At 71.2% G+C, this 11,548-nt stretch carries 11 protein-coding genes; 6 read left to right on the top strand and 5 right to left on the bottom strand.

Going from position 1 to position 11,548, the window contains the following annotated elements:
* Positions 1–3: 3 nt before the first annotated feature.
* Together speB and ACIQ6R_RS06790 are read left to right on the top strand one after the other, a co-directional pair.
* Positions 4–993, top strand: coding sequence for an agmatinase (speB, locus tag ACIQ6R_RS06795; protein WP_404219294.1), 990 nt, complete (start codon positions 4–6; stop codon positions 991–993).
* Entirely contained in the window at positions 990–2,675 is a 1,686-nt protein-coding gene (locus ACIQ6R_RS06790; RefSeq protein WP_404219292.1) for a thiamine pyrophosphate-binding protein, read from the top strand. Before speB ends, ACIQ6R_RS06790 begins: the two co-directional genes overlap by 4 nt.
* 4 nt (positions 2,676–2,679) lie before the next feature.
* Here ACIQ6R_RS06790 and ACIQ6R_RS06785 read toward each other — a convergent pair whose 3' ends face one another.
* The 4 genes from ACIQ6R_RS06785 to ACIQ6R_RS06770 form a co-directional block, all read right to left on the bottom strand.
* Positions 2,680–3,501: an endonuclease I family protein gene (locus tag ACIQ6R_RS06785; RefSeq protein WP_404219290.1), complete on the bottom strand. Its 822-nt coding sequence runs from the start codon at positions 3,499–3,501 to the stop codon at positions 2,680–2,682.
* Positions 3,502–3,737: 236 nt separating this feature from the next.
* On the bottom strand, positions 3,738–4,346 hold the full coding sequence (locus ACIQ6R_RS06780) for a TetR/AcrR family transcriptional regulator (RefSeq protein ID WP_404177318.1): 609 nt from the start codon (positions 4,344–4,346) through the stop codon (positions 3,738–3,740).
* Between the two features lie 93 nt (positions 4,347–4,439).
* Positions 4,440–4,667 carry a DUF397 domain-containing protein gene (locus ACIQ6R_RS06775; RefSeq protein WP_386309793.1) on the bottom strand — a complete coding sequence of 76 codons (228 nt, stop codon included), beginning with the start codon at positions 4,665–4,667 and terminating at the stop codon, positions 4,440–4,442.
* Positions 4,660–5,454, bottom strand: coding sequence for a Scr1 family TA system antitoxin-like transcriptional regulator (locus ACIQ6R_RS06770; protein ID WP_404219288.1), 795 nt, complete (start codon positions 5,452–5,454; stop codon positions 4,660–4,662). The genes ACIQ6R_RS06775 and ACIQ6R_RS06770 overlap by 8 nt, the downstream gene beginning before the upstream one ends.
* Before the next feature lie 162 nt (positions 5,455–5,616).
* On the opposite strand from ACIQ6R_RS06770, the gene ACIQ6R_RS06765 reads away from it, so the two are divergent.
* Positions 5,617–5,940, top strand: a complete 324-nt coding sequence (locus ACIQ6R_RS06765; RefSeq protein ID WP_404219286.1) for a hypothetical protein — start codon at positions 5,617–5,619, stop codon at positions 5,938–5,940.
* Positions 5,937–6,218: a hypothetical protein gene (locus ACIQ6R_RS06760; protein WP_404177329.1), complete on the top strand. Its 282-nt coding sequence runs from the start codon at positions 5,937–5,939 to the stop codon at positions 6,216–6,218. The genes ACIQ6R_RS06765 and ACIQ6R_RS06760 overlap by 4 nt, the downstream gene beginning before the upstream one ends.
* Positions 6,219–6,228: 10 nt before the next feature.
* Here ACIQ6R_RS06760 and ACIQ6R_RS06755 read toward each other — a convergent pair whose 3' ends face one another.
* Positions 6,229–6,600, bottom strand: a complete 372-nt coding sequence (locus ACIQ6R_RS06755) for a hypothetical protein (protein ID WP_404219284.1) — start codon at positions 6,598–6,600, stop codon at positions 6,229–6,231.
* 90 nt (positions 6,601–6,690) lie between these two features.
* Here ACIQ6R_RS06755 and ACIQ6R_RS06750 point away from each other — a divergent pair, with 90 nt between their 5' ends.
* Together ACIQ6R_RS06750 and ACIQ6R_RS06745 are read left to right on the top strand one after the other, a co-directional pair.
* Complete coding sequence (locus ACIQ6R_RS06750) at positions 6,691–7,695, top strand: esterase-like activity of phytase family protein (protein ID WP_404177335.1); 1,005 nt, start codon at positions 6,691–6,693, stop codon at positions 7,693–7,695.
* A 90-nt stretch (positions 7,696–7,785) separates the two neighbouring features.
* On the top strand, positions 7,786–11,526 hold the full coding sequence (locus ACIQ6R_RS06745; protein WP_404219282.1) for an ABC transporter ATP-binding protein: 3,741 nt from the start codon (positions 7,786–7,788) through the stop codon (positions 11,524–11,526).
* The last annotated feature ends 22 nt before the right edge of the window (positions 11,527–11,548 follow it).

Raw genomic sequence — 11,548 nt, 5'->3', positions numbered from 1 at the left:
TACATGAGCAGCAACGAGATGCCCCGCGGCCCCGTCGACTCCTCCCGTGTCCCGCGGTACGCGGGTCCCGCGACCTTCGCCCGGCTGCCCCGCCTCGACGAGGTCACCGCCGCCGATGTCGCCGTGGTCGGCGTGCCGTTCGACTCGGGCGTCTCCTACCGGCCGGGAGCCCGCTTCGGCGGCAACGCCATCCGCGAGGCCTCCCGCCTGCTGCGCCCGTACAACCCGGCCCAGGACGCCTCCCCCTTCGCCCTCGCCCAGGTCGCGGACGGCGGCGACATCGCGGTCAACCCGTTCAACATCAACGAGGCCGTCGAGACCGTCGAGGCCGCCGCCGACGACCTCCTCGGCACCGGCGCCCGCCTGATGACCCTGGGCGGCGACCACACCATCGCCCTCCCGCTGCTCCGCTCGGTCGCCAAGAAGCACGGCCCGGTCGCCCTGCTCCACTTCGACGCCCACCTGGACACCTGGGACACCTACTTCGGCGCCGAGTACACGCACGGCACCCCGTTCCGGCGCGCGGTGGAGGAGGGCATCCTCGACACCTCGGCCCTCTCCCACGTGGGCACCCGCGGCCCCCTGTACGGCAAGCAGGACCTCACCGACGACGAGAAGATGGGCTTCGGCATCGTCACCTCCGCCGACGTCTACCGCCGCGGCGCCGACGAGGTGGCCGACCAGCTCCGCCAGCGCATCGGCGACCGTCCCCTCTACATCTCCATCGACATCGACTGCCTGGACCCCGCCCACGCCCCCGGCACCGGCACCCCCGAGGCCGGCGGCATGACCTCCCGTGAACTGCTGGAGATCCTGCGCGGCCTGGCATCCTGCAACCTGGTGTCGGCCGACGTCGTCGAGGTGGCCCCCGCGTACGACCACGCGGAGATCACCTCGGTCGCGGCGTCCCACACCGCGTACGAACTGACCACCATCATGAGCCGCCAGATCGCCCGGGCGCGCGCGACGGACCAGGAGACCGAGACCAAGTGACCCACGACCACGACCTGGTACTCCGCCCGACCGCCGCCCAGACGGAGGCCGCACTCAACCCTCCCCCCGGCCGCAACGGCGGAGACCTGGTCGTGGAGACCCTGGCCGGGCTCGGCGCGACCACCGTCTTCGGCCTGCCCGGCCAGCACGCCCTCGGCGTGTTCGACGCGCTGCGCCGCTCGGACCTGCGCTACATCGGCCTGCGGGTGGAGAACAACGCCGGTTTCGCGGCGGACGCGTACGGCCGCGTCACCGGCGAGGCGGCCCCGCTGCTGCTGTCGACCGGCCCGGGCGCCCTCACCTCCCTGGCCGCGCTCCAGGAGGCGCGGGCCGCCTCCGCTCCCGTCCTCGCGATCAGCAGCCAGGTCCCGACGGCGGGCCTGGGCGGCGGACGCCACGGCTACCTGCACGAACTCCCCGACCAGGCGGCGTCCTTCCGGGGCGTGGTGAAGTCCGTCCACACGGTCCGCACCCAGTCCCAGATCCCGTCCGCGATCGCGGAGGCGTGGACGTCGGCGCTGACCGTCCCGCACGGCCCGGTGTGGGTGGAGATCCCGCAGGACGTCCTCCTGGCCGAGACACCGATCCCCGTGGTGACCGGTGGCGACACCTTCCCCGAGGAACTGCCCCCGCGCCTCGAACTGACGGCGGTCGCGGCCGACCTGCTCTCGCGCGCGGAACGTCCCGCGATCATCGCGGGCGGGGGAGTCGTCCGGGCCGACGCGTCGAAGAAGCTGCGACAGCTGGCCGAGCGCCTCCAGGCCCCCGTCGTCACGACCTTCGGCGGCAAGGGCGCGTTCCCGTGGACGCACCCCCTCTCCCTCCAGTCCTGGCTGGAGGACCGCCACACGACGGACTTCCTGGAGGACGCCGACGTCCTCCTGGTCGTCGGCTCGGGTCTCGGCGAACTCTCCTCGAACTACCACACGTTCAAGCCGCGCGGCCGGGTCGTCCAGATCGAGGCCGACCTCGGCAAACTCGAATCCAACCACCCGGCGCTCGGCATCCACGCCGACGCCCGCCTCGCCCTCCAGGCCTTGCTGGAGACGGTGGACGAGCGCACCGACCCAGCCGCCCCGGAACGCGTACGGGCCGTGCTGGACAAGGTCCACGAGCGCATCGCGTCCCAGGAACTCACCCTCGAGCAGGACGTACTGGCGGCCGTCCGCAACGCCCTCCCGGCCGGCGCGCCGTCCTTCTGGGACATGACCATCCTCGCCTACTGGGCGTGGTCGGCCTTCGACGCCAAGGCCCCCAACACCATGCACTCGGCCCAGGGCGCGGGCGGCCTCGGCTACGGCTTCCCGGCGGCGCTGGGAGCCGCGGCCGCCGACCCCACCCACCCGGTGCTGGCGGTGTCCGGCGACGGCGGCGCCCTGTACTCCATCGCCGAACTCGCCACCGCCCGCCAGTACGACCTGAACGTCACCTGGCTGATCGTCGACGACGGCGGCTACGGCATCCTGCGCGAGTACATGACCGACGCCTTCGGACAGCCGACGGCGACGGAACTGACCCGCCCCGACTACGTGGCCCTGGCCGAGTCGTTCGGGGTGCCCGGCGTGCGTACGTCCCCGGAGACCCTGGAGACGGACCTGGCGAAGGCGCTCGCGTCACCGGGTCCGTCGGTGGTCGTCCTCCCCGCCGTACTGCGGATGTTCGCGCCGACGCACCTGGACTGACCGCCTACCAGATCGCCTCGACCCACTCCGGGTGGTCGACGAACGGGTTGCGGTTGTGCTGGTAGGAGTCGTAGATGACCTGGTTGCGGCGCTTCTCGAAGGCGTCCGGCGGGTCCTCGTCGTTCCATTCCTTCAGTACGGCGAGCTTGCCGATGTACGGGTCGCCGCCGTTGTCCACGCTGCCGTTGACCTCCAGGTCGGCCCAGCCGTCGCCGCCCTCGTAGCGGACCGCCATGTAGAAGATCATGCGGGCGACGTCGCCCTTGACGGCGTCGCGGGGCTCGAAGGAGTCGGAGTCGGTGAGGCTGCCGCCGCTGTCGGTGAAGCCGCTGCCGCCGTTGTCGAAGTCCTTGTTGCCCCGGACACCGTTGACCCGGACGTCCTCGGGGCGCAGGTGGTGGATGTCCGTGCCGGGCCCGATCGAGGTGCCGAAGTCGCCGTGGGACTTGGCCCACACGTGCTCGCGGTTCCAGTCGCCGGTGTCCCCGCCGTTCAGGTACTTGCTGCGGGAGATGCCCGAGTAGAGCAGGATCACGTTGCCGCTGTCGGCCGGGTCCTGGTCGGTTTTCTTCAGCGCGTCCCAGACCGCCGAGTACGAGAGCTTGGTCTGGTCGCTGATGATCGCGTGGAGCGACGACTTGAGGCCTGCACCGGTCTTGCCGATCGCGTCCTCGTAGTACGTCGAGTCGTAGTCGGTTGCCGTTGCCGTTGCCGTTGCCGTTGCGGTGGCCGGGGTGGCGGCCAGGGAGGGGGCGGCGAGGCCGGCGAGTGCGGCTGCTGTGGCGAGGACCGCGGTTTTCCGGTGCCGTATGCGTATCGCGAGCATGTGGGGTGTCCGATCTACGCGAGTAGTGGAACGGTGAACCGAGCGTGACATGGACATGTTGTAGGTCGGGTGTACGGAGCGTGGCGATTACGTGACGACGGGCCCCCGACCGTGGTGGTCGGGGGCCCGTCGTGCCGGATGCGGCTGGGTCGGTCATGGGGGCGGCCGGTTCGCCACTGATGAGGATGAACCGGGGCGGCGCTCTGCGAAGGCGAGCTGTGAATCCCGGGCTGTGCTCAGTCCGCCGGGGCCCAAGGGGCGAGCAGATCGCGCAGCAACTCGGCGAAGGCCCCGTCCAGGGTGTCCTCCCGCTCCTGGTCACCGACGGCCTCGGGGCAGAGAGCGGCGGGCCGGGCGATCCACAGGACCTTCCAGGGCATGGAGAACAGGGCGGCATCGCTCCACACGCCGCCGCGCGGGGCCAGGGGGTGCAGCAGATCGCTGACGTGTCCGGCGACCACCTGCACCAGGGGGCCGTCGGTCGCGGCATGCGCCCGGGGCAGTGCCGTGTGCGAGGTCCGGGCGATGGCCGCCGTCGTCGGATGGCGCCGGACGATGCGTACGACCTGTGTCAGGTGCCGCACGATTCCGTCAACGGTGCCGTCGCTCGGGTGAGTACGGTCCGCCTCGTCGAAGGCCCGGCCGAGTTCCGTCTGGAGCGCGCGCAGATGTAGCCCGGAGGCGGTCTTCCAGTTCTCGTAGAGGTAGTTGCGCGAGGTCCCGGAGGCGCGGGCGATGGCGGTCACGGACACGTTCAGGCCGTCGGTGCGCATGAGGGTGCGCACCGTGCCGATCACGTTCGCGGTGCCGAGGGGGTTGCGGTACGGCCAAGAGGCGGGGCTCATGGCCCCATGGTCGAGAAAAGCGTGAGCATGTGAGGGGTGAATGTCATCTGGGTACTCGGATGAGCGACTGGAGGACAGTCGGGGGCGGAGTGTTCACGCTTTTGAGGGAGGGGGGTCTTCCTTGAGGGACGTGAGGAACGACGTCCAGCCGGAAGTCGAGAGGAGCAGCGCCGGCCCGGTGGGAATCTTCGAATCCCGCACCGGTATCCCCCCAGGGTGACCGTCCACCACCTCCAGGCAACTCCCCCCTTGGTCATTGCTGTGCGAGGACTTGCGCCAGCCCTTCAGAGTGGCGGCGTTGCGTATGGTCCGGTCAGTCATCGCCTTCATAGCCCCTTGCTGTCGCTTCGAGCAGAGCCAGCGTCTCCTCGAGTGGCAGGGCGTTGCCCAGGGCGAAATCGTAGCGATGCTGCAGTTCCTGGACCACGGACGGGGTGTCGTGGAGCATGCCCATGTGCAAGCCCTCGGCGTACGCCACGGGCGGCTGGTCCTCGAACCACATCAGGGTGAGCATGTTGCTCAGAAGAGGGTGGGTTCCCAGCGCGAACGGCAGCACGTGCACCTGGATCCGGCCACCTCGGGCGAAGCTCGCGAGATGCCTCAGCTGCTCTGCCATGACGCGTCGCCCGCCGATCCGGCGGTGGAGCACTGCTTCGTCGAGCAGCACCCACACTACGGGCGTGACGGGATCGTCCAGAACCTTCGCGCGCTCCAGGCGTGTGACAAGGCGCCTGTCACATTCCTCCTCACTGATGCGAGGGAACGTCGTACTCAGAACCGCACGTGCGTACCCCTCCGTCTGAAGAATGCCCGGCACGAAGGACAGCGCGAACTCACGGATCATCACCGCCTGCGACTCCAGCTGCCGCGCCGCCTCGAAGTAGTCCGCGACCGCCGCGTCCTCCTCCGGAAGGAAGCTGCTCAGCACATTCCCCGTGTTCAGGGCGCGGTCCAGCCGTCGCGCGTCCTCCTTCGACGGCACCCGGCGCCCCGCCTCGATGTGCGCGATGTGCGACCGCGTCATGATGGCCATGTCGGCCAGTTGCTGCTGTGTCAGGTCGGCCGCTTCGCGCTGCTGCTTGAGCCAGTCGCCGTAGATGTTGCTCATCCGTTCGACTCCCGTGTGACAAAGGCGCCGTCACATCCGCGCCCCTGGCGAGCCTAGCTCCGACCGTTTCACTCTGTACGCGCATCGCTACGGAAAGCGAGACCCCCGCGACCGTCGCACCGGTCCGGGGGCATGGTCACCGATCTCCACGGAGCCGACGACATGCGTCACCGTATCGCCCGCCTCGCCGGGCTGCCCCTGCTTCCGCTGCTCGCGCTCCTGCTACCCGGCTCAGGGCGCCGCCGCCGACGTCCTCCCGCGACGGAACCCATCGAATCCCCGTACACCCCGGACGTGACCGTCCGTCGCACCGGCATGCCGGCCCTGCGCGGAGAGGACAACGTGCTCGTACGCCCCTACCTGCTCGCCCACGAACGGCAGGAGGAGGCCCGACGGCGCCAGGCCCGGCGCCGCGCGCTCCGGTTCGCGGTGCACGGCATCGACCTCGGGCCCGGGGTACCGCACGACGTGGAGGTGGCACGGTGAGGCCCGGCGCGCGCCCGGCCCGGCTGCTGCCCTGGACCGGCTCCGAGGGCAAACCCTGCTACCTGCTGACCGACGGCGACGGCCCGCTGTCCCGGATCGCCGACGTCGTCGAGACCACCCACCTCGACATGGCGGAGGACCTGTTGGACCACGCCGCCGCCCTGCTCGCGGACGCTCGGGCGACGCCCGAACAGCTCCGCTTCATGCTGCACCGCATGCGCGAGGCACTCACCGAGGTGCACCGCGTCGCGGAGAGCCGGGGCATGCGGTCGCGCTGAAGGCGAGCCGTCACTCGACCAGTTCGGGAAAGGCCTCCTTGAAGTCGGCGAGCTGAGCGCGATAACCGGCGTTGAATTCGGCCAGTCCGTGCACGCCGAGGTTCTTCTCGAAGGCGACGCTCTGCCTGGGCACCAGGGCGGGTATCGCGCGGAACACTTCGCCCGCCGCCCTCGCGTGCCGGCCCTTCTGGACGGTGGCCACCAGGTCCTTGAAGAGGTCCAGTTCCAGGGCCCGGATGCGTTCGCTCGGACTGTCCTGGCCTTTGAGTTCCTCATCGGCGACCGGTTTTGCCACAGAGGGCTTGGCGAGGAACGTCAGCACCCGCATCGTCGCGTACAGCCGACCGGCCAGTCTGTGGCCGCTCTCGTTCTGGTCTGGCATGGCTCATTACTTGCCACCGGTACCGCGCCGAACCCTGTCCTTCGGAAAGCGGTCAACTCTTGGCCATTCCACCGGCCTAGGGTTTCGGCCATGCGCCCGAGAATGCTCCGCACCGCCCTCGCCACCCTCACCGCGAGCCTCGCGGCGGCCGGCTGTCTCATCGCAACCGGACCGGCCGTCGCACAGGAACGTCCGCAGCGGAACGCCTGCTCGCCCGCCGTCTCCCTCACCGGCTACTCCGACGCCCTCGACAAGACCACCCACGACGGCACCTACGTCGGCAACCTCTCCGCACTCGCCCGCGACGGGCGGGGCACGGTCGCCGCCCTCTCCGACCGGTCCGCGCTCTTCCGGCTGGACGCCCGCTCCCTCCAGCCACGGAACGTGATCCCGCTCGCCGACGAGAACGGCGCCGCCCTCGACGCCGAGGGACTGGTCGCCGACAGGGACAGCACCTACCTCGTCTCCTCCGAGACCGAGCCGTCCGTCCGCCGCTACTCCCGTACCGGCGAGATCCTCGGCCGCCTCCCCGTGCCGGACGCCCTGCGCACCACCCCGGAGGGCCGCGCCCGGGCCAACGGCAGCTTCGAGGGGCTGACCCTCCTGCCCGGCGGCCGGACCCTGATCGCGTCCATGGAGTACCCGCTCGCCGGCGACCCCGCCGACCTCGTGCGCTTCCAGAGCTGGCGGCGGACCGGGCACGGCGGCTTCGGGCTCGGCACCCAGTACACGTACCGGACGGACGGCGGCCTCGGAGTCTCCGAGGTCACCGCGACCCCCTCCGGCCGCCTGCTCGTCCTGGAACGCGGCTTCACCTCCGGCGTCGGCAACACGGTCCGCCTGTACCTGACCGACCGGCACCTGGCCGACCGGCGCGGCACCGCACTCGGCAAGACGCTCCTCGCCGACCTCGCCGACTGCCCCTCCCACGGCGCCACCGCCAAGCAGCCGCAGCCCAATCCGCTCCTCGACAACTTCGAGGGGCTGGCCGTCACCGGCCGGAGCAAGGGCCGCCTGGACGTCCTGATCGTCAGCGACGACAACCAGAACGCCGTACAGACCACCCGCTTCCTCAGGCTGCGTGTGCGCGCCTGAATCGTCACGACGGGATGAAATCCCCGCTCGCCCGTGTTGGTGCCTTCCGGTAGATCAGGTGGATCAGGACGACCGACCGGAGGGCACGGCGTGGACGCGCAACGGGGATGGGCACGACGACTGGCGGGCTACGCCTGGCGCTATCCCAAGGACGTCGTCCTCGCTCTCGGCGCCTCGCTGGGCGGTATGGCCGTCATGGCCCTGGTCCCGCTGATCACCAAGGTGATCATCGACGACGTGATCGGCGACAAGACCAGGGACATGGCCGTCTGGGCCGGTCTGCTCATCGGTGCCGCGGCCGCCGTCTACGTCCTCACCTACATCCGCCGCTACTACGGCGGCCGGCTCGCCCTCGACGTCCAGCACGACCTGCGCACCGACATGTACGGGACGATCACCCGGCTCGACGGGCGGCGGCAGGACGAGCTGTCCACGGGGCAGGTCGTCGGGCGTGCCACCAGCGACCTCCAGCTGATCCAGAGCCTGCTTTTCATGCTCCCGATGACCATCGGGAACGTCCTGCTCTTCCTGATCTCCCTGGTGATCATGGCGTGGCTGTCCCTGCCGCTCACGCTGGTCGCACTCGCCGTCGCCCCCGCGCTGTGGTTCATCGCCCGCCGCAGCCGCAGCCGCCTGCACCCCGCCACCTGGTACGCCCAGGCCCAGGCCGCCGCCGTCGCCGGCGTGGTCGACGGCTCGGTGAGCGGCGTACGCGTGGTGAAGGGCTTCGGCCAGGAGGAGCAGGAGACCGGAAAGCTCAGGGAGGTCGGGCGCAGGCTCTTCGCCGGGCGGCTGCGGACGATCCGGCTGAACGCCACCTACACCCCGGCCCTCCAGGCCGTCCCCGCCCTCGGCCAGGTCGCCATGCTCGCCCTCGGCGGCTGGCTGGCCGTACGCGGGAACATCACCCTCGGTACCTTCGTCGCCTTCTCCACCTACCTCGCCCAGCTCGTCGGCCCGGTCCGGATGCTCGCGATGGTCCTCACCGTCGGCCAGCAGGCCCGCGCCGGCACCGAACGCGTGCTGGAGCTGATCGACACCGAGCCCGCGATCGTGGACGGCACGAGGGACCTGCCCGCCGACGCGCCCGCGACCGTCGAGTTCGACGACGTCGCCTTCGGCTACGCCTCGGAGTCCGGGAAGAGCCGCCCCGTCCTCGACGGGCTCTCCTTCGAGATCCGCGCGGGCGAGACCCTCGCCGTCGTCGGCTCCTCCGGCTCCGGAAAGTCCACGGTCTCCCTGCTCCTGCCGCGCTTCTACGACGTGACGGGCGGCGCCGTCCTGATCGGCGGCCATGATGTGCGCGAGCTGACCCTCGACTCGCTGCGGGCCGCCATCGGGCTGGTGCCCGAGGACTCCTTCCTGTTCTCGGACACCGTGCGCGCCAACATCGCGTACGGCCGCCCCGACGCCACCGGCGAGGAGATCGAGGCCGCCGCGCGGGCCGCGCAGGCGCACGGGTTCATCACGGAGCTGCCCGACGGGTACGACACCACCGTCGGCGAGCACGGTCTGACCCTCTCGGGCGGCCAGCGCCAGCGCGTGGCCCTCGCCCGCGCGATCCTCACCGACCCCCGGCTGCTGGTCCTCGACGACGCCACGTCCGCCGTGGACGCGCGCGTCGAGCACGAGATCCACGAGGCGCTGAAGGAGGTCATGCGGGGCCGCACCACGCTCCTCATCGCGCACCGCCGTTCCACCCTCGGCCTCGCCGACCGCATCGCCGTACTCGACCGCGGCCGCCTCGCCGACCTCGGCACCCACGAGGAGCTCCAGGAGCGTTCCGCCCTCTACCGGCGCCTGCTGACCGACCCCGACGAGCTGGGCGGCGTCTCGCCCGGCCACGCGCGCCCCGCCGAACAGGTGGAGGACACCTCCGTACGGGACGAGCTGGACGCCGAGTTCGACGCCGAGCGCGGGGTCACGCCACGGCTGTGGACCGGCGACCGGGCGCCGAAGGACACCGCCCTCGCCGGCACCCCGGCCACCCCCGAGCTGCTCGCCCAGGTCGACGCGCTGCCCCCGGCCGACGGGACCCCGGACGTCGACGAGACACGGGCCGTGGAGCCGGAGGAGTCGTACGGCCTGCGCCGCCTGCTGCGGGGCTTCCGCGCACCGCTGCTGATCAGCCTCGCCCTGGTCGCCGTGGACGCCGGCATGGGCCTGCTGCTGCCGGTGCTGATCCGGCACGGCATCGACGAGGGCGTCACGCAGGCCGCCCTCGGCGCGGTCTGGGCGGCCGCGCTGCTGGGTCTGCTGGCGGTGCTCGCCCAGTGGACGGCGCAGACCGGTGAGATCCGCATGACCGGCCGGACGGGGGAGCGGATCCTGTACTCGCTCCGGCTGAAGATCTTCGCCCAGCTCCAGCGGCTCGGCCTCGACTACTACGAGCGCGAGCTGACCGGCCGGATCATGACGCGGATGACGACGGACGTGGACGCGCTGTCGACGTTCCTGCAGACGGGACTCGTCACCGCCTTCGTCTCGGTCGTCACCTTCTTCGGCATCCTGGTCGCCCTGCTGGTGATCGACGTGCAGCTCGCGCTCGTCGTCTTCGCGACCCTGCCGCCACTGATCATCGCCACCTACTTCTTCCGCAAGGCCAGCGTGAAGGCGTACGAACTGGCCCGGGAGCGGGTCTCCTCGGTCAACGCCGACCTCCAGGAGTCGGTGGCCGGACTGCGGATCGTGCAGGCATTCCGGCGCGAGCACGACGGCGGGCGGCGGTTCGCCGAGCGCAGCGACAGCTACCGGCAGGCCCGTATCCGGGGGCAGTGGCTGATCTCGATCTACTTCCCGTTCGTGCAGCTGCTGTCCTCGGCCGCCGCCGCGGCCGTGCTGATCGTCGGCGGCGGGCGGATCGACGAGGCGACGCTGACGACCGGCGCGCTGGTGGCGTACCTGCTCTACATCGACCTGTTCTTCGCGCCCGTCCAGCAGCTCTCCCAGGTCTTCGACGGCTACCAGCAGGCGTCCGTCTCCCTCGGCCGCATCCAGGAACTGCTGCGGGAGCCCACCTCGACCAAGGCCCCCGAGAAGCCGCTCGACGTGGCGTCCCTGCGCGGCGAGATCGCGTTCGAGGACGTGCACTTCAAGTACGGGGGTGCCGACGAGGCGGACGCGGCCCTCACCGGCGTCGACCTGCGCATCCCCGCCGGGCAGACCGTCGCCTTCGTCGGCGAGACCGGCGCGGGCAAGTCGACGCTGGTCAAGCTGGTGGCCCGGTTCTACGACCCGACGGGCGGACGGGTGACCGCCGACGGGCAGGACCTGCGCGACCTCGACCTCACCTCCTACCGGCACCGGCTGGGCGTCGTCCCGCAGGAGGCGTACCTCTTCCCCGGCACCGTCCGGGACGCCATCGCCTACGGCCGCCCGGACGCCACCGACGCTCAGGTGGAGGCGGCGGCGCGGGCGGTCGGCGCCCACGAGATGATCGCCACGCTGGAGGGCGGCTACCTCCACGAGGTCGCCGAGCGGGGCCGCAACCTCTCCGCCGGGCAACGGCAGCTGATCGCGCTGGCCCGCGCCGAGCTGGTCGACCCCGACATCCTGCTCCTCGACGAGGCGACGGCGGCCCTGGACCTGGCCACCGAGGCGCAGGTCAACCAGGCCACCGACCGCATCGCGGGCCGCCGTACGACGCTGGTGGTCGCGCACCGGCTGACCACGGCCGCCCGCGCGGACCGGGTCGTCGTCATGGACGACGGGCGGGTCGCCGAGGACGGCACGCACGACGAGCTGCTGGCGCTCGACGGACGGTACGCGCGACTGTGGCGGACCTTCGTCGGGGCGGCCGAACCGGAGGAGCCGGTCGGCGCGCTGCGGTGACACTCGCGCAACCATTCGACAC

Source organism: Streptomyces sp. NPDC096048 (assembly GCF_044763415.1).
In the GTDB taxonomy this organism is placed as follows: domain Bacteria; phylum Actinomycetota; class Actinomycetes; order Streptomycetales; family Streptomycetaceae; genus Streptomyces.
This window is presented reverse-complemented; position numbering and strand designations above follow the sequence as displayed.

Coding starts and splice junctions, on each gene's coding strand:
- speB (WP_404219294.1), top strand. CDS start 4: ATGAGCAGCAACGAGATGCCCCGCGGCCCCGTCGACTCCTCCCGTGTC.
- ACIQ6R_RS06785 (WP_404219290.1), bottom strand. CDS start 3,501: ATGCTCGCGATACGCATACGGCACCGGAAAACCGCGGTCCTCGCCACA.
- ACIQ6R_RS06780 (WP_404177318.1), bottom strand. CDS start 4,346: ATGAGCCCCGCCTCTTGGCCGTACCGCAACCCCCTCGGCACCGCGAAC.
- ACIQ6R_RS06775 (WP_386309793.1), bottom strand. CDS start 4,667: ATGACTGACCGGACCATACGCAACGCCGCCACTCTGAAGGGCTGGCGC.
- ACIQ6R_RS06770 (WP_404219288.1), bottom strand. CDS start 5,454: ATGAGCAACATCTACGGCGACTGGCTCAAGCAGCAGCGCGAAGCGGCC.
- ACIQ6R_RS06765 (WP_404219286.1), top strand. CDS start 5,617: ATGCGTCACCGTATCGCCCGCCTCGCCGGGCTGCCCCTGCTTCCGCTG.
- ACIQ6R_RS06755 (WP_404219284.1), bottom strand. CDS start 6,600: ATGCCAGACCAGAACGAGAGCGGCCACAGACTGGCCGGTCGGCTGTAC.
- ACIQ6R_RS06750 (WP_404177335.1), top strand. CDS start 6,691: ATGCGCCCGAGAATGCTCCGCACCGCCCTCGCCACCCTCACCGCGAGC.